The following is a 19,605-nucleotide window of genomic DNA, read 5'->3' as shown; positions in this document are numbered from 1 at the left end:
TCTTATTATTTAATGATGAAAGTTTCTATTCGATTCGCCTACCTAACATGCGCCCTAGTACTTCTTTCATCGACTCTTGGAAATCGGTCATCGATTTCATATCGGTGACTTGAGCTAGGTCTATGCGCCCGTTGTCTACGAGCTCGTTAAGCTTTACACGAGTAGCAGGCTCTTCCAAAAAGGCTTCTAACTCTTTCTTTAACGAGTTTGGCGAATCATCATTACCAGAACGCCCTTCAAATGCAGCGCAGTTCTGATAGCCGTTTTTCAGTGCACAGAGTAACCAAGCTTCTGACTTAGGCTGAGCGACAAAAGGCACGCCATTTTCAAACTCTTGAGCTTCAAAGCCGTGTTCCATTGAAAGACGTTTAGTATTGTAATCAGGCCATTTATTGCTGTCTGAATCGTGGAACAAAACCGCTAGGCTTGGCTGAACATCCGCGCTCTGTGCTACATAGGCTAGAGCACGGGCAGCACTGTAAAACTCACGAGTTTCGTGCTGAGTCTTTTTACCGCGCCTTGATAAAGGCTTGATTATTTTTCTATCACGTGAGATTTCTGTAATTCGAGTCTCATGAACAACGTCTAGCATTCCTGCTTCTAACAGTGAGAATCCAGAATACGGCTCAATATACTTATCAATCAGTTTACTGAGTGGACCTATCGCCTCATTGCTTTTTCCGATGTCGGTTTCGCCTTCACCACTAACAACTAAATACATGCTTTATGCTCCTATTAGCTGTCAGTATCTTGGACAATTGCGTTTTCTAATGTGGTAATTTCAGAGGCTAGATTCTCAAGCATGGTGTCTTCGTAAGCTTCGCCTGGTCCCATAAACTTCAACTTGCGTTGCATAGAGGGGATGTCAAACAGTCGAATCGCTTGGGTTGCACCTGTTTTATTCTTATACAGATAAACAACGCCTGTTTTAGCGACATCATCTTCCATGTAGTTAAGAATCATTGGGCTATGAGTGGTAACAATGACTTGGGTGTTTGCCGCCACTAAGCTGTCCACCAGCTTTTCGATCAGCTCTGGGTTCACTCCGTTTTCAATCTCATCAAGTAGTAACGCACTTTGCTTTTTGGTTAACTGAGCAAAAATAGCCATAAAGCGAAGCAAGCCATCGTTAATGTGTCTTGCTTCTGTTTTTATGGTCTTCTTTCCGAACTTTTCTTCTATCTCAAGCCTTACTGTACCTGCTGATTTTTGAACCGTTGCATCCACTTTGACTAAATTTGGATACAAACCTTTAAGAGTGGAGACTAAGTTCGATTTCTCATCTTTGGTCATGTTGCTGATAAAGCTTGAGAGCATCTTACCGCCAGCGCCTAGGGTCTTACCGCTGATGTGTTGGTCACGCAACATATCTGGGGAAAGCATGTCTAATGCATTCAACTCTTTGAAGAAGTTTTTAAACTCTTCTAATTCAAACGGTAGCTGATTTTTTCTTAGTTGAGACAGTATCGAACCTTGATAATCAAAGGTTATAGGTGCTTGAAGATCCTCTGTTGGTAATGAGAACTTACCATCAGCAACATTAAGCAGTGTTTTACCACTCCAAGTTATTTTCTCAGTCGTACAATACAACTCTTTGCGGTTGAAACTGCCTTCCCAAATAACGGGTTTACCCGAGTAAGAAAGTTCTACTGTAAAAGTAATATTGGATTGCTTAGTAAGCGTTGAATTAAGATCTTTAGCACTCCATTGACGGCTATCCAACCACTCATCAATGTCACCACTCACTTGCTGTGATAGGAAATCAATAAACTGCAATACCGTCGATTTACCCGAGCCGTTTAAACCTACAAGACAATTAAACTTACTAAACGGCAGTGAAAAATCCACCAACGACTTAAAGTTGTTGGCTTCGATGTTAATTAACGAGAGTGATTGATTCATTGCTTGTATTATCCTTTCTCTGCCGTTTTAGCTTTTGTTGTACGTTTTCGAGTCGTCTTTTTAGGTGCGACCTGCTCACGTTCTTTCAATATACGCTCTAGCAGTTGTTCTGCCGGTTCATCGGTTGGATCTTGCGGCACCAACTCACCTCGGAAGGCTTTGGCTAATATCGATTGTGTTAGACGATCTAAACGAGCTTTCGCGTCTAGGTACTGCTTCTCTACTTTATTGGCCTTATCTAAAAAAGCTTCAACTAGTTCCACTATTAACTTTTGCTCTTCTATGTTTGGTAAATGAATCTCTACCGATTTTACGTCAGTTTGATTAATACTCGCTTGATTTACTGCATGTTTCGCATTCGCCCTTAATCGCATGAGACCTATTGGGCTAGATAAGAAATGTTTAATGAATAGAGGGTTGGCAAGCGACTTGTCTAGCTCAACTCTCATAATATTACTCTCAAATACCGCATCCTCAGGCAAAGAATCTACGTGACCACATTTCCCTAAATACTCAATACTATTTACTCGATTAATCAAAATATCATCAACTTTTAGTTTCCATTTAGCTAGCTCGTCGTTTTCTAACTGCACAGATTTAATCGATTCCCATGGTGACAATTTTCCATCATAGAAACCGTCAATACGAATAATTTTAGTTCCACTTCCGTAGAGCTTTGATGGTTTGTAAATTCCATTTTGCGGGCCGTTTTTGATAAGTTTACCAAACGAAGTAACCTCCCAATGTAAGTCTTTACTTTCCCGCCACGCTTTCGTCAACTCCCCAGACGTTGCGCCTGCCAATACCGATTGACGGAAACGTTTTAGAATTGCAGGAATCTTGTCTAAACGAGCTTGGGCCTTATCGACCTTAGCAAGAATAGAATCTAACTTGTTGGCAATTCGGATTTGTTCGTTTAGCGGGGCAAGAGGTATTTTTGTTTCAAGTACTCTAGACTTACTTAACTCAACTTGATTCGTTGTGCCAGTAGAAAGAGACGAGATACCATGCTGAACCTTTGGTGAACGTATCCAGGCAAACAAATAGCGAGGTTCAATGTGGGTATTAGGTCGTACAATAGTCACGTGACTATCAACAACTTTTGCTTTATTTGCTTCAGCTTCATCTAAAAGACAAGCTCTGCCAATGGTACCAGTGCCTGTAGAGTTCCACAGAATATCACCGACCTGAATAAATCTTTCAGGAGTGTACTTATCCCAAGTATCTTCTCGAACATATTTCAAATGTTCTTCCTGAAGACCAAACCATCTAACAGCCTTCTGATTCACAACTGGAAACGAGTTTTTTTCAGCGTACTTGGGACCTTTCCCTCGTTGTACGTAATCAGTTATATCTGAAATAGTAGTGTCAGCCCACCCCTTCGGTAAGTCACTCACAGAGTCACCTCGTCTCTTTCCGCTGAATCCAAATCCACCAAAATCGCTTTTAGCTCTTCCATTGCCCCTGCCATTTCAACCAGTGCTTCATTAATCAGCACATCTGGCGCAGGCAGCTTTGAAGCGTCTTCATTGTTTTCATCACGAATCCAACTTAGATCAAGTGATTCATCTTTAGTTTTTATCTCGTCACGGCTAAAACAACGTAAGCGGCAACCATCCGCGTCGTCTTTATGGCTACTGATAAACGCTTTGCGAGCTTCCTCATCTACCTGAGTTAAATCGCTGCCTACCGCTTGGTAAAACTCTTCAAAGTGCTTTTTGGTCAGTACGGTACGTTTGCCAAATTTAGGCATGTTAGAGCGTAGGTCATACACCCATACATTCTTGGTTTGAGCTTTATCTTGTTTTACATCTTCAGATTTAGAGAAGAACAACACATTAGTTTTTACCCCTGCGGCGTAGAAGATACCAGTTGGCAAACGCAGAATGGTGTGTAGATTACACTTCTCCATCAAATCTTTACGGATGGTTTGCCCGACAGAGCCTTCAAACAAAACGTTGTCTGGCAATACCACTGCTGCACGACCACCCGGTTTAAGCATTTTGTGGTACATCAAGTGTAAGAACGCGAGCTGCTTGTTACTGGTGTAATGAACCAAATCATCGCGAGTTGGTACGCCACCACCTTGTTTAGTACCAAATGGTGGGTTAGCTAAAATTAGGCTGGCTGGTGGTAGAGCTTTACCTTCATTAGATAAAGTATCACCAAATAGAATACCTGAGTTTTCATCATCGACAGCTAGGTCATGCAACATCAGATTCATCATGGCGAGGCGTCGCGTATCTGGCACCAATTCCATACCGAAAAAAGTGTCGTGTTGATATTTGTCATATGGCAGAGTATCTAACCCGTCAATATCATTGTTCTCTTTTAGGTAGTTGTGCGCACTGATTAAGAAGCCGCCGGTACCTGCAGTTGGGTCAACAATTACATCATCTAGGTTTGGCTTCATTAGCTCAATCATCACATCGATAAGCACTCGTGGTGTGAAGTATTGCCCTGCACCGGATTTTTTCTCACCTGCGTTGATTTCTAACAAGCCTTCGTACATGTCGCCTAAACCTTCGGTTTTCGCGCTGTACCAATCAAGCTTATCAATCTCAACAACCAGTTTGTTTAGTGTGGCAGGTTTACGAATAACGGTATTGGCACTTTTAAAAATTGCTTTGGTGATCAGTGAACCATTTGAGCCCAAATGAAGAAGTAGTTGTTGGTACTCTTCTAAACGAGTGGCTGAATTATACTTTTCTAAATTTTCCCAACGATAACCTTCTGGTAGCAGTTCATCTTGGCCTGTTTCATCGACCATTTTTAAGAAAACCAGATAGGTTAACTCATTAAGGTATTCGTGATAGGTCACGCCGTCGTCACGCAGTAAGTTACATAAATTCCAAAGTTTGGCGACGAGATCTTGAGTGCTCATTAATACAATACCTTTCTGGGTTTCACAGCGTTACGCTGTTTTTGCTTGCTGCGGCGCTTCCGATTGAGGGGCTAGCCACAGTGCTTTGTTAAATTGGAGTAGAACATCCTCTATAGGCTGTTCAAAGAGTTTGTTGGCGCGTTTAATACCACCTTGTTGCTGTTTAAAAATGCCTTGGTCTAATGCGGGCAAGTCAACAATGGTGGTGGCCTTCATTTGCTTGGCAATAAGCTCTAACCACTGCTTTTGTGGTGTCTTCCATTGCTGGCTAGCTAACATGGTCGCTAATGCTTTATCGACACGCTGGTCAAATGGAATGAGAGCTTCGCCCAATGCGGCTTGACGAATAAAGCCAATGATTCTGGCGGCAATTTCTTCGTTTTTCACTTCGTTCCACGCAACTTGCAGATCTTGTTCTCTAAAGCGGTTCTTTTCAAGCTCTAGCGCCAATTCTTTTAAGCTTTTTCTTGTTAATTCCCAAGGTTTTTGCACGACTGTTTGAATAGCAATCAATCGGTTGCTATTCGCTTTAACAAAGTCGGTGAATGCTTGCAGATAATCGGCAGGTTTTTGGCCATCGCCGTAACCTGTAGTAATGCCTGTCACTTCATCATCATGCTCTGAAATAATGACTGGTGGACGGCTTCCTCCGCCTGTGACTTTGGCATCGAGTAACTCACCTAAACCTGGGTGATTGGTAAACCATTGCGCCACTTCATTTAACGGTCGTTTTTTCAAATCTTGAATAAAATCTTCTGGCGATTGACCAACAATAGTTTCAAAGTTCTCACGCTGGTTGTCGGTTAAGTGGCGACGTTTCACTTGCAGCTTAGCGATGAATTGATTTTTGGCGAGCGTTTGTAGGTCATCTTCATCCACTTGCGCCATCTCATTTTCAAGTTCAGTAAAGGTCACGTTCACGTTAGTGACGACGGGCTTCATGCTATTGACGTCTTCTAACTGGGTATAGATATCTACGGCGTCGTAGATTTTAAATGGCCCTTTACCAATTTCATCACACAAGCGGGTTGCACGGCCAAGCATCTGTTCAAATAGAATTCGACTATTCACTCGGCGGAGGAAGACCAGATTGCAAATTCTTGGTACATCGATACCTGTTGTTAATAAATCAACCGTGACGGCGATGTTGGGCAGGCGATCATTTTTAAACAGGCGGATTTTTTCTAGTGGTTTATCACTGGCTCCAGTGATCTTTTGAATGGCATCATCTTCCACTTCACCATGATAATGTTCACACGCTTCTTTTAATGCCTCGACTACCTGATCGGCATGTTTGTCGGTAACACAAAAGATTAAGGTTTTTGCTTCTGAATAAGGGCTAATGGCATCACTTTCAATCAACCACTTAGTTACTTGTTTGGTAAAGCTTGGGCTAATGACCTTACGGTTAAACTGAGATACGTCGAAATCGAGCTCATCCGGCGTGTTGTACTTCTCTACCGTGTTGTCTTCAACATTGTAAGCTTGAACTTCGTCATTCACTTCGTAATGAATGCCCTGTTCTGCTAGCTTAGTATGAATACGAACAGGTGGGAGGTGATCGTTCAAATAGCCATCTAGTACAGCTTCGGTATAACTGTAACTGAAAATAGGTTCACCAAAAATATCTACTGTGTGCAGCGCTGGTGTCGCGGTTAAACCTATTTTGAAAGCGTCAAAGTATTCTAGAACGGCACGGTACTTAGATTGGTAATCCTTTTGATCACGAAACTCTAATTCGGTATCGCTTAATATTCTGTCAAGCAGGTAGCCACGGTGGCATTCATCAACCACAATGCAGTCGTATTGGCCAACCCCCGGCTTGGTATCACCATCGTTCGGGTACAAAATACGTTTAACTAAGCCTTGTACGGTCGCAACATGCACCTTGGTATCGTCTTCGGGTTTGGCTATAGGAAGTTTATCCATTTCCATACCTAGCACAGAGAAGTCGTCATCAAATGTCAGCATTTCTTGCATTTGAACCGTTTTAAAATCAGAAGTTGCTTGCTCTCCTAGAGCCGATCTATCAACCAAAAATAAAATACGGCGAAAACGCTCTTTAGCAAGTAACCGATACGACAATGCTATACAAGTTTTTGTTTTACCCGTACCTGTTGCCATAGCAATTAATGCCCGGTCTCGCCCCTCCCTAATGGTCTTTTCAACAGATTTAATCGCATCAACCTGATAATCACGCAGCTTCAATTTAAAATCAAAACTCATATCCATCAGGTCTTTGTTAGCCTGTTGTGGTGTTTGTCTTAAGTACGTTTTGATTTCTTGCGGTGTGTACCAACCTTTTAGGGCACGACGTCGGTTGGTGCTGTCACGTACATCTAAAAACCAGATACCACTTTCTTGTTCTAACTGTTCTAAATAGGGGCGGCCATTAGTAGCAAAAACAATCGGAACTTGAAACTCTCCGTAAGTCGTTTCAATGGTGATCCCACCTTTCTCTGTTAGCCCTTTTGCATAACGCTTAGCTTGATCAATTGCACCATATACGTTCTTAGCGCTCTTTTTAGCTTCCACCACAGCAACAGGCGTTAGACCTGAGAACAACACATAGTCCGCAGGCCCAGATGAAGTTGGCCATTCAGCAATAGCACGGTTTTCGTTAGCTACAGGCCTTGCCCCTTTTGAATATCTTAAGTTAACCGTATCTGTTGTCCATTGTGCATCATTAAGTTGTTCATCGATAAGCACGCGCGTCTCTTGTTCATTTAATTCAAGACGCGACTTTTCAACAAGCTCAATAACTTTGGCTTGAGCTTGTTTGTCTTGTTGGTTGAATTCAGCCAGATAAATTAGATTGGCCTCGTCCATCTTCTTACGATATTGAGTTAACGTATCCTCATGCTCAGTCGCCACTTCCTCCCAAAGCTGGCTTTCTGCCTGCATTTGCTCGGCTCGGCTTTTCAAGGCTGCGGTTTTTTCTGCTTCAACTTGTTTGAGCTGTTCAGCAACTTTCAGACGCTCTGAGGTTCGCTGCTGGGTAACTTCTAACGCTTGTAGTTTTTCTTCTAACTTACGTACATGATCAGATGGGTCTTCAGGTTTTATAAAGGGTTGTGGTTTAAAACCTTTGGCATGAGCCCCACCAAATAGGGTGTGATACCAGGCACTAAGGGCGTGTCCTAATACTAATGCTTTTAGTGCATCACGGTGACTCGATGAAGTGAAGTCATGATTGGCCGTGTTTCCAAGCTTTCTAATAGTGTGGAAAGAGTCATTGATACGCTGGTCTAGGGTCAACTTATACTCAAGATTACGTAAGAGGTCGACTTGTCTGATATCCCGCCCACTTTCATCTTTGCCGTATTGGACACCTATGCGCGCAGCGACGTTTTGCGCTAATGCTTCACCCAGTTGGCGTATCTTAACCAGTGTGGTATTTGGATCAGGAACAAAACATTGCTCTGCACGGTTTGCTAACCGAAACAGTAATTCGTCATGATGCTTTAAAAACTCAAAATTACTTTTTTCCACTCAAAAGTTCCTTTCTCGCCAATGCTGGTCAATCTTAAATGCAACTAAGTTAGCATCTTACTACTTTTGAGACTGTTAGTTAATTCATAGAGTTAGCTAACAGCCATGAATCAAGCTTGTCATTACAATAGATATGGACTGTTTTACGATTGATCTTCTGAAGATTTTTCAACATGCAGATTAAAGAAATGTACCCCGACAGAACTTAAAAACTAGTGCTGATCTGAGTAAAAAAAAGAAAAGTTTCGAACTAACGCCATTATGTCAGTTGACTATATAACCTTCATACCACAGCTTGCTGGTTAATCAGTTTTAATATCAGCCTGTTTCATTCCAATTTAGTGGATTACTTACTAATTCTATATCATGTGCGACTAAGCTTTCTTGCGTCACCGAAAGCTCACTATTCAACAAGTTTTGGGTTGTTTGATGGATGACTTTCTCAAAATCCACATCGGAGTCGTATGTCTTAGTTAACAGTTGTGTACCTTCAATGTACTGCTTGGCATAATTAATTTTACTCGTTAAGCGTTTAAGTTGTTCGTTAGTGAAACGCGGGGTAATGATACTCGCTTGGCAATCCACATACCTCATCAATGTGTTGATGAGCTTCATTCCTGACAAGTCATAGTCGAAGTAGAACCCGACCTGAGTTTTAGAGCGAAGACTTTCTAGTAATGATTTAATTTGCTTCTGACTTTCCCCATGTCCCCGATAAACCAATAGAGTACCTGTTTGCCACTCATTAGGTAGTGTTTGCATCAATCTACTGCTTTGAACTAGAAGTTCTGAGTTTTCGATCACCACCAACTTGTCGATCTTATCAATAATAAGACTTTCAAAAGGGACGGAAATGATAGCTTTGATATCTTTAGAAATAACGCCCGAAGTTAAATGAAGTTCACAAAGCGGTACGATGGAAAGAAGTGCCTCGAAGACGCCTCCTTTTGCAGATTTCTCATCACTGGATACTTTCGAGGCATCAATCCGGTTAGATTCTTGGGTAAACAATCGTAATGAACCACCCAAATATTCATCATAATAGCGCTCTATCTCAGAGAGTTCATCTTGCGTAATCATGTACTGACCTTTGGCTCTATAATGCACGATGCCAGTTTCGCTCACGAGCTGATCAGACGCTTTAGAGACAGGAAACATTTTTAATCGTAAGGTTACGATTTTTTTAGCGAGCATAACGACTTTGATGTTCATGCTACTTCCTTACAAACTTAATGTCTGTCACTTGCAAGTTACCGTCAAGCGGCATGGAGACATGGGAATCATATTCAACATGATATTGCGGCATAGAGACTTTCCCCTGTGCACTAATGTAGGTTGCGATAAGCATTAACCACTCATCAACAGGAATATCTAGTTCTAGACGTTCTCGAATATCTACAGATGATGTCACCACGTCTTTGATAGCACCAACTCCAAGAGCTGAGAACAAATCTTCAAGAGTCTCATCAATCTCATCAATCTCAATTGACTTAGTTACCCCCCGACTGTCTTCAGTCGCGTTCGATTTCTCTATAACCGGTTCGGGCGTATTATTTTGAGATTGACTAGCGACAGACTGAACAATGTCATTTAGTTCTTCGCAGTCAAAGTTGGTGTAAATCGATGGGTACCCACCAATCTCCAAGGCCCCACCTACCCATAAATTGTCTGGTAAGTCGTCAGGATCGATAAGCGGATTTGAGAATGCACCATTATCACCGAGGAGAATTTTTGAGACGTCGATAATTCGATTTTTCTTTTTTCGATCTTCATTTCGTTGGATTTTAAGAAGCATTTCCACCAATTTACGGTTAGAAACACCAATATCGTTCAAGGCTTCATCGACACTTGCCTTTAAGCGCTTCATGATCAGGCCTTCAAGGCGCAGATCGGTTACTACCCATTCACGTAAATGTTTAACCGAGAGTTTCTCGAGAATGTCATTCAGCCGGATTACTTCGTTCTTGCATCGAGTGATCTGTTGGATCTTGCTGTCAACATCATAAACTGTCGAGAATTCATTATTAACTACATGGTGGAACATCTGTGTCGCTTCGGTTAGTGCGTCCATCATTTCTACGACAATATCACGCACTTCGTCAAACGCCTCTTCATGCATCACGTCGTTATGCTTCGTCGACCTATAATGACCAATTGCAAAATCAATGGACTCTATAAAGCCAGAGAACTCACCATGTTTTTCTCTAAATCGGATGCTAGAAGTCGCTCGGTTCAGTACCTTTTTGACCGATGAGTGAATCTGAACACCCACATCATCATCAGTGAGATAAGCAAGTTTTGAGGAAAGGAGTGCCTTAGATACAACTTCCCCCTCTTCAGTGTTAGGGATGATTCCCCCACTCTCATAACATGCCGAATCAATAGCTTCCCAGTGATTGCTGAGCGCTGAAAGTGCACGTTTCGATTCATGTTGTCGATTCATACTTAGAGCTCTAACTGTTGTTGAGATTCTTCAAGAGTTACCTTGCTTTGTTCGCTAGTGTCAATTGCGTGTCTTTGATTATAAAATTCAAGTACATCGTACAAAAATGACCATTTTGCAGTCGCCTCGTACACCGAGCCTGTAGTGTTTAACTGAACAAAATAACCCGTGTCAGTAAGGTAATTAAGAACCGAGGTCAGCTTCCTTTTGACCTCTCGAGATTTTATAGATCGGCCAAGCTTATTCGCGATGGAAGTAAGCTGTTCAGCTAGAGGTCTAGACGCTTCAATTGCAGCAAGTAGCTCTGACTCGGTTATTCTTTCTCCAGCACTGATTGGATTAGAGTTTTCATCAATGTTACGTGCAAAGCACAACCAATCCACAAGTGTTGATAGTTCACTCTCAATTTTCTTAAACTGAGCGGTGACACGTCGTTTCTTGGCGCTGTCATCTAAGTTCGAAAAGACCATTAGATAACCAAGGTTATCACTTGTTTTTTCCAATGAGCGCCCTATTTGGCGTAGATACTGATCGACCTCACTTCGCTTGATGTTGTCGGTCAAGAATGCAAATTCAGCACTGTAAGCCGTATTACAAATTACTTCCTCTTGCATAAGTAGTTCAACGGTTCTTTCAAAGCCAGACATATCAAGCCTCCTTCTCTGATTGGGTGTTAACTACCGAGAACAGTCGACTTGAATCCCGATTTTTACGAACGTCTACATAAGTCATTACCCCATAACGTCGGTCAATATGAAGTTTGTTAACGTAATACTTCAGCATTTCCCTACGGTAGTTAGGTTCTGCGGTGATAAGCGTTATGCCTTTATCCGACATCATATTGAACAGAAGGCGAGTATTGGAAAGCGAAATTTTTCCTAGTTCATCGACAGGCCAGTGGATTATGGTCTGCGGGTCTGGACATAAATAGCGGACCATCCCGCAAAAAACGACGATAACAGCTAGTTTCGAAATCCCCTCACTACTTACTCCAGCCAAATCAGAATCGTTACGTATAGTTCGTTGCGTACCGTTCTCGGTCATACGGATTTCGAGATCAACTAGTGAACTTAAGCTCGTGTTAAGCTTCAGGAGTGATAATGAGCGGTATGCAGACTCAAAAGTTTTAATAAACGCATCACTTGGGACGGTTGCTGTTGTAGCTTCAGCCCATTTTTCCCATTCGTTGTTAAATGTTCCCAATGAATCCCAGCTCTCGAATTTCTCGATTTTACTTACAACACCAAGTTGCACTTCCTCAATAGCAGGAAATGGATTTGACGTTCCTACCGACCGACCAAGCAAATTTGATACTGCGCGAATTTTCTTGTTCGTGTCTTCAAGTGTGAGATAAAAATTAGAGTACTTCATCGATACAGAACGAATAGCTTCAAGGATAATGGATTGCTTTTCAGGTATCACAACGTTGATTAATTGGTCGAGTGACGGCAACAATGCTACTTTAAAATCACTACCAAAAGCCTTTTCCGGTGAGTTCTGAGCTAATTCTTGTTTACGCTTTCGCTTTACCTCTTCCCAGAATTGTGAAATATCATTCGTTGTGCCAAGTTCACTCAAAACCTCTGTAACCTTGTCTACACTTTTAATGATTGCATCGCGATTTGAGCTAATTTGTTTGACTAAATCACTAGACTGGCTAATCACAACTTCAACACTCACTAGCTCTAATGAGGCATCTTTAGTGACATACTCTTGCAAAATGATGTCTTTCAGTCGAGTTGCCGCTTTCTCCAATTCGTCAATGTTAGTATTGCAGCAATTCTTTTCTTTATTCAATTGAGTGATCACAACGTTATGTTTTGTTTCGTCTTCAGCTTTCTTCTTAGTGTGGCCTCCAATTAGGCGAACAGCCTCTTGCTCACGATCGTTAAGGTCTTTCTCTTCACGAGTAAGCGTGTCTACACGACTCCAATCCTTAGCTAACCAAGTGTTGTACTCCGAAATAAGGTCATGTGATTTATCAATACAATCAATGCGGTATTCTAGTTGAGCAACAACTTCTCTAGCCTCTGAAATAACCGCAGGGTCAATACCATCAGACTTTAACTTATCAGCATGAACAGCCTTCAGATGAGACTTACGTTGGTTCGTTACCTTCTTGTCTTTTTTAGCGCTTTCTTCAAGGCCGTCTATCGCAGCTTCTATCTCAGACTCTTTCAGTGTTGCATCTGATTCGATTTGCAAAATAGTATTGTTGTACGTGTTAGTTACGTTAGCAATATTGTCGTCGTGCGCAGTTGAGGTTTGACTCACTCTAAGTTCACATTCATTTACGAACTTCTTTGCTTCCACAACTCGGTCTCGTGCTTCTTCTGCAAACACTTGTTTATTATTATCGAGCTGAAGTTGAAATCGCTTAACGTTCTCATTGTGTTTGTTAATAACGTCGTTTGCCACCAACACCATTTGTTTAAAACCTGAAAGTTCGCTATAGGCTTCTCGAGCTTGCCGTATATGCTCTTTTTCTGTTTTCGTAGTACTTGCGATTTTTGCTTCTAGGGTTTGTAAATCATCAATTAACTGCTCCTCTTCTCGAGAAAATTCAGAATTGACACTAGACAAATCAAGTTCAATACCGTGGATCAAATGTTGATTATATTGGTAATTATCGCCCAACTGTGGAGACAGCTTAGTGTTAGATAGCAGAGCTGGATTGATCGTTTTACCCACGGTCGACTTCCAATCTGCAACTTCATTATTCAAAAACGCTGCAAAAGTATTTGACGCAGGATTCAAGAGCTCTTGAATCTTATTGATCTTTGCTTGATAACTAGCTTTCGTTTTTACTGCCGTATCAATGTCATTAAGTAGGCTTTCATGAATTTTAGTAAGCGAAATAACCTTGTCGTTGGCAACATTGAGATTTTGATGTTCTTCATTTATGTCATCTCTAATTGAGTTGATTTTTCGTTGGTACGACTCTAGCTCATTCTTTTGTTCTAGAGTTATATTACCAGCACGCTCAACGCCAATCCTTGCATCGCTTAAGTTAGCTGCAGCCTCTAAACTTAAGTTACGGTACTTCTTGTTGATCTCTGTAATATTTTTTAGATGTTCAGATTCAGCCTGCTTCACAACTGCTTTCGTATCATCTTGAAATTTTCGAAATTCTTCTTTGTGTAAATCAACCTTTCTGTAAATTTCGTTCGCCATTTTTAAATGCTGGTTGTCTAGTTTTTGAAGTTCAGATTCCAATTGCTTTTCTTCTGATTCAAAGCCTTTACGAAGAATCTTCAAATGATCGAGCGCTTGACGATGTTGAGCTCGGATTACTTCAGATTGGTCACGCTCAGAGATCACTTTTTGAATACACTCTTTTATCTCAAATCGTTCGCGCTTCTGGTGAATAGACGTAAGGTCACGATCAATTGATTGAAGGTTTCTCCTAATGTCATTCAATGATTCATTAAGCTCTAAACGACGAATCTCTGCTTTTTCTGTGAACTCTCTTAGCCGCTTTTGTGCCACATCTAACTGTTCAGAGATTTCAGCTCTACGTTGAATTTCAGAGTCGCACTTACTCAACATCTGGTTGAGGACATTTGCGGCTTCAGTGTATAAATCATCCATACGCTGACTTAGCATTAGTGCGTTATCAAACGTCTTTTGGTGTTTTTCTAGTTCACGGATGGCTTTCAAGGCGTCTAGGTGATCGATATCCGCTTTGTTATATGGAGATTTTGAAAGTGACACTTTAGGAGCAATAAAAGCATCTGTGATCATACGGCGGAAGTTTTCGAGCATGTTGTTGTTACGCATCATCGTCGACACAAGAACATCAATGTGCAACATAGAATGTTCAGGATCACACAACGAGTAGCGTTGCGCGATGGTGAGTAATTGTCCGTTTGAGTTTCGTCGCTTACCAAGTTGAGAACGGTTATTTTGAATGATACATCGGTAGTCCTGGGTCGTCGTGATTGGTTGACTCACATGCACTTGCTTTTTAATGTGCTGCGACAACCAGTCTCTAGTACTTCCATAATCATGGTCGAGTGCACTAATGTTTTGTTTCGATAATAACTCTTCCGCAGATATATCCGCAAAACGGTAAGCAATACCATTTGATCCGTTCTTGTATATAAAGGCAACCTTAGACTGGCCCTTTTTTAAATACTCATAAGCAATGAATGACTTACTTTGAGGCAAATAATACTTAACGAAAGGAAGTTTCCCCGCATCTCTATCAACAAGCTTACTTGGCTCTGCGCCATAGAAAGCACCGTAAAGGCTTAGTGTGGTTGACTTCCCATCCCCGTTCTCACCGGTAAATAGTGTGTGGCCATCTGACTTAACTTCAACGAGTCTATCTTCAAAATGTGATTTATTCACAATGACCTTTAAGAGGGTGTTTTTCTGTTGTGACATACAAATAACCTTACTCTGTATTTTCGCGTTACCCACTATCGCAAAATATTTATTCTGCGTCGTAATAATCAAACGAGTTGAGCGGGTCATTTAACATTATTCCCAGAAAGTAACTCAACTAGTATCCACAATAAATATATGTACTTTTTTGCTACATGTATATACTGTATACATCAACATGTAACATTTATGAGCACGAACATGAGTCAAGCAGATATCAAATGGGACCAAAAAGTACGATTTCGACTAATTGAGATAATTGCTCTTTGGGAGGGTCGACTGACGACAAATCACCTATGTGATGCTTTTCACATAGGGAGACAACAAGCTTCTAGAGATATCAACAAGTACATTAGCTTAACTGAGCAAGGTCAATTGATACTGGATAGGACAATTAAAGGCTATAGGCCAGCAGACAACTTTAAGCCTTTGTTTACTCAAGGCACTGCTCATGAGTATCTACTTATGCTTCATCAGCAATATAACCAAGAAGAGACCTTTGAGTTCTTTAATTGGGGGGAAGCTCAATCGACCGTATTGAACGTCCCTGAAAGGGCTATATCACCAAGCATTGTTCGAGGGTTAATCGCGGCAGCAAGGGCTAACCTTCGCGTCGATATTGACTATGTATCACTCTCTACACCTGAGGTTCGAGGTCGAATTATTGCACCTCACAGTTTAGTCTATGATGGGATCAGGTGGCATGTAAGAGCATATTGTGAAGAGAAAAATGGATTTCGAGATTTCGTGTTAAGTCGCTTTAGGAACGAACCTGACTTAATGGATAAGTCACCAAAAATGCGAGAACATGATGACAACTGGAACCATCAAGTTAAGTTGACGATTACACCTAATCCTTACTTGTCTGAGCAACAACAAGTTGTTGTTGCTGACGACTACGCTATGAAAAACAAGAAGATGGAAATAGTAACTCGTGGAGCTTTAGTCAGTTATTACTTGCGACGCATGGGCGTCATACAAGACCAAAAGCTGCTAAAAGAACAACCAGAAGCCTATCAATTGACTGCTCACTTTGACGAAAGTCTACCTATATAAATCAAGGTTCGTTCGAGACAGCCCGATAAGATAGGTGATGTTCTAGATGGAACATCACCTATCTGTGCTAGCAATTAGAACCCGACTTTTTGGTATCACTTTCAATAAGAACACGCTAACTCACTCACCCTTCTCCCGGTCGCCCTCGCTGATGTCATAAAACCTGTCATTTTCTAAGCTAATGAGGACAAGCATACTAACCTCTATATAGACCCCAATGAGTATCTCAAATGACTCTACAGGCCATGTTGATAAATCATCCAATTTAGGGGGGTTCATTGACCATGATATCGATAACGAATAAAACAAAGAGGTCGACCATGACACACAACTCAACAAAAATTGCACAAGCGCTTAAGGAGCTTTCTACAAGCTCCTCAAAAAAAATACAGAACGGTATTAAAATGCTGAAGGCAAACTATCGAGCCGAAGACAGAAAAATAACAGCTATTCAATTAGCTAAAGCTGCAGGGTACGAAAATTACATGACGGGTAATGAGCAGTACGGCAGCTTTGCTCATGAGCTAAGCCTTGTCCTCCAGCACACACCTGAACAACAAAAAAATGGAGTACCTATTTGGACATATACCATTTGTACAGCGGCTGATGAAACAAATATCAATGGTCACTTCACGTGGGTATTAAAAGATCAGGTGGCAGAAGCTCTAGAAGAGTTAAAATGGGTCACTCCTATCGCTCCAAATAACGTAATAACAGATTTAGAAATGATGCAGGCTCAGCTCGATACTTTGTCAGAAAAAGATAGAGAGATAACCATTCAAGCGCGTATCGGGCAAGGATTATTTCGATCTCGGCTCATTCATCATTGGAAAAGTTGTTCGGTCACAGGATTCGATAACACGGATTTTCTTGTTGCATCCCACATCAAACCTTGGCGTGACTGCTCCGTATCCGAAGCGATAGATATGACAAATGGATTATTGCTTACCCCAAACTTAGATACTGCTTTTGATAAAGGCTACATATCTTTTGATCGTGATGGTCTGATTATGTTATCACCACAATTAACATCAAATGACGTCGAAAAACTGAATATTTCACCCACTATGACGCTTCGTTGGTGCTTCCCCCAACATGATCATTTTTTGCAGCATCATCGAAAACACATCTTTAGGAAATACTCCTAATAGTGGTTAGTACTTTTTGAATCACCCTCCTGACGGCCAATGCTCAAGCCATAACTAGCATTTAGTGAAATGCGCCGCAATTTATATCATTACACTTTCTTTCTAAGACAGGTCAAACAATAAATAGATATCTTGGAATTGGAAAAGTAGAGCTATGGCTAGTAATAGAAAGATAACCAACAATCTGATCCGAGGTTTTTCACTGTTCTTTTTGGTTTCAGTGATAGCTGTTTTATTTACTCTTTATATTAGTAGTTCCTATTCGACTGCAACAATAGAGGAGAAGTTATCCAGTATAACTGGACTGTGGAACCTCCTACTTGGGCTTCCAATTACAGCGGCAGGAGCAATCATTGCCATTATGCTGGCGCAAAAATCTATCGACATCAGTAAAACACAAGAGCACTTAGAAGAACAAAGTCTTCAACTCAACTCGAAGCTAGCAGAATACGAATTTAAACAAAGCCTGACCTTGAAATGGGAAGAGTCCGTACACCATTACGTAGAGTTGAACGAAGGGATTCAAGCGTTAACCGATAGCTTGAGTAAGCTAAAATATTGGCACCAGAAACCTAAGAATCACTTATCCATATATGGAGCCGAGCTATCTTCTTCTACAACAAAAAATATTCAATTAGCATTCGATAATTATCAGACCGACGAAACTTCGGCAGAGAAATTACAAACAAAGATAACAGTTGGCTTTAATTGCTTTGACTGCCCTTCTCTCTCAATATCCAACAACAAGCTAGTGTTCGACGAAGATAAAAACAAAGAGCTTGCATTTGAGCACAACAAGTCCTTCTATGAGGAAGTCGAAGAGCAAGTGATAACATCGCTGCATAAGGTAGAACTCGCACTCATAGCTATTAATAAATGTGGTTTTACTGCAGAGCTATGGAAAGAAAAATACCGTCAGCACTTGGCTAACAATAGTTTTATGCTCAACAATGCCCTCAAACATTATGACGCCTTGAATTGCCAGTTATCGAATTCTTCTGATCGTCTAAAGTTTAATAGCGAAGTTTATCAAACCCCATTAAAAGCACTCGAAAAGGTTAGAGAATACAAACGAAACCTACAAACGCCTTCTTACTCAATGAAGCTTTTTCTCTTAACTTCAAACATTCACCCAGAAGCCAACTACCATAATAATTACTTATCTCTACTCGATTTTATCCCCATCAAGAAGAAAAATCGTACATCATCTCACTTTTGCGGGTTGCCTGTTTCTGAAGATATCTGTACATCTTCAACACCTAGTCTATTTTGGGACGAGTTAGAAACAAACACTATAGTTCGAGTTGAACATTGGCACTCTACGGGGCTTTTGTTTTTCAAAGATATAGTACGAATGATGCCAAACGAAGATGATGTATTAAATTGGTCAAAACAACAATTTACGCTATCACCCCGCTCTCAGTCTTGGATTAAGCAGGACTTATCTTTTGATATAAAAAACATTTTTCTTACCAATCAGGTTTTCGTACCCGTTCTACAAGATGAGCTTCTAGACGATATAGATTTAGGAAATGAGGAACATCAAATTGAACTCAGCACCTCAGCTGAGGGGCTATTTTCACAATTTATCGCTTCTGCTGAATACGGTCACTTCCTAACCGATTCATTTTCTTCATATAGTTGCAAAAATATATCGTATAAAACTCATCAATATCGTAATCAATTAATGAAAAAGAGTTATGTCAAAAACTGGGAAGTTCGTCAGCCTAAGTCTACTGAAGACGAAATGATAATTGCTGGGTTTAAATCTCGTATTGATTTGATGTCAGAAGAAAAGAGCCAAGACAGTCCAAGCAGCTCTCCCAATGAATTAAGACACCGTCTTCGTAGCAATAGAAGAGTTGAAAAAGCCAGTCATAGTAACCACTTTGACGAATACGTGTTCGGATCTATCGTCTTATTTCCTAAGTTTAACGGCTACTGCGATATACTGGAGTTAGTTGGTAATCAAGAAAGATTGAACGACATATCTCTGGAACGAATACTGCTGTTTAAAGGCAAAACAGAAAATGACAACGGGCACCTTGTTATTGATATATCTAGCACCAATAAAGCAATATTCAATGATGTGGATGTCGACGGTGTCGTTAAATGCTTAGAAAATGAAAATGCTGTATCACTCCCCATCCAAAGTTATGAATCATTGATAGTCACCGTATAAATGTTCTCGAGTAACTACTCTCGGGTTTAAAAATTAAGTTAATCAGTTCTCGAACACAATAAATTAACGGCAGCTTCCAGAGCGACTGGGCATTACTCAGACCTTGGAA

General features: G+C 40.9%; 12 protein-coding genes. 3 read left to right on the top strand and 9 right to left on the bottom strand.

Annotated features, from left to right (window positions below; all coding sequences use genetic code 11):
- Positions 1-25: 25 nt before the first annotated feature.
- The 9 genes from K08M4_RS06840 to K08M4_RS06800 all read right to left on the bottom strand — a co-directional run bounded on the left by K08M4_RS06840 (position 26) and on the right by K08M4_RS06800 (position 15,110).
- Entirely contained in the window at positions 26-721 is a 696-nt protein-coding gene (locus K08M4_RS06840; protein ID WP_086049322.1) for a hypothetical protein, read from the bottom strand.
- Positions 722-735: 14 nt separating this feature from the next.
- A complete protein-coding gene (locus K08M4_RS06835) occupies positions 736-1,902 on the bottom strand; it encodes an AAA family ATPase (RefSeq protein WP_086049321.1) in 1,167 nt (388 codons plus the stop codon).
- An 8-nt stretch (positions 1,903-1,910) separates the two neighbouring features.
- Entirely contained in the window at positions 1,911-3,299 is a 1,389-nt protein-coding gene (locus tag K08M4_RS06830) for a restriction endonuclease subunit S (protein WP_086049320.1), read from the bottom strand.
- Positions 3,296-4,786, bottom strand: a complete 1,491-nt coding sequence (locus K08M4_RS06825; protein ID WP_086049319.1) for a class I SAM-dependent DNA methyltransferase — start codon at positions 4,784-4,786, stop codon at positions 3,296-3,298. Before K08M4_RS06825 ends, K08M4_RS06830 begins: the two co-directional genes overlap by 4 nt.
- 30 nt (positions 4,787-4,816) lie before the next feature.
- Entirely contained in the window at positions 4,817-8,278 is a 3,462-nt protein-coding gene (gene hsdR / locus K08M4_RS06820; protein WP_086049318.1) for a type I restriction-modification system endonuclease, read from the bottom strand.
- A 318-nt stretch (positions 8,279-8,596) separates the two neighbouring features.
- Positions 8,597-9,490 carry a DUF7281 domain-containing protein gene (locus K08M4_RS06815; protein WP_086049317.1) on the bottom strand — a complete coding sequence of 298 codons (894 nt, stop codon included), beginning with the start codon at positions 9,488-9,490 and terminating at the stop codon, positions 8,597-8,599.
- 1 nt (position 9,491) lies between these two features.
- Positions 9,492-10,721, bottom strand: coding sequence for a hypothetical protein (locus tag K08M4_RS06810; RefSeq protein WP_086049316.1), 1,230 nt, complete (start codon positions 10,719-10,721; stop codon positions 9,492-9,494).
- A gap of 2 nt (positions 10,722-10,723) precedes the next feature.
- Positions 10,724-11,368 (bottom strand): condensin complex protein MksE, encoded by a 645-nt coding sequence (locus K08M4_RS06805; protein ID WP_086049315.1) that lies wholly within the window; start codon positions 11,366-11,368, stop codon positions 10,724-10,726.
- Position 11,369: 1 nt separating this feature from the next.
- On the bottom strand, positions 11,370-15,110 hold the full coding sequence (locus K08M4_RS06800) for an ATP-binding protein (RefSeq protein ID WP_157665733.1): 3,741 nt from the start codon (positions 15,108-15,110) through the stop codon (positions 11,370-11,372).
- Between the two features lie 201 nt (positions 15,111-15,311).
- On the opposite strand from K08M4_RS06800, the gene K08M4_RS06795 reads away from it, so the two are divergent.
- The 3 genes from K08M4_RS06795 (at position 15,312) to K08M4_RS06785 (ending at position 19,496) form a co-directional block, all read left to right on the top strand.
- Positions 15,312-16,166 carry a BrxR family helix-turn-helix transcriptional regulator gene (locus K08M4_RS06795; RefSeq protein ID WP_086049313.1) on the top strand — a complete coding sequence of 285 codons (855 nt, stop codon included), beginning with the start codon at positions 15,312-15,314 and terminating at the stop codon, positions 16,164-16,166.
- Positions 16,167-16,486: 320 nt separating this feature from the next.
- Positions 16,487-17,314, top strand: a complete 828-nt coding sequence (locus tag K08M4_RS06790) for an HNH endonuclease (RefSeq protein WP_086049312.1) — start codon at positions 16,487-16,489, stop codon at positions 17,312-17,314.
- Positions 17,315-17,468: 154 nt separating this feature from the next.
- Positions 17,469-19,496 (top strand): hypothetical protein, encoded by a 2,028-nt coding sequence (locus K08M4_RS06785; RefSeq protein ID WP_086049311.1) that lies wholly within the window; start codon positions 17,469-17,471, stop codon positions 19,494-19,496.
- Positions 19,497-19,605: the final 109 nt, after the last annotated feature.

The sequence above is a fragment of the Vibrio syngnathi genome, assembly GCF_002119525.1.
GTDB classification, from domain to species: domain Bacteria; phylum Pseudomonadota; class Gammaproteobacteria; order Enterobacterales; family Vibrionaceae; genus Vibrio; species Vibrio syngnathi.
This window is presented reverse-complemented; position numbering and strand designations above follow the sequence as displayed.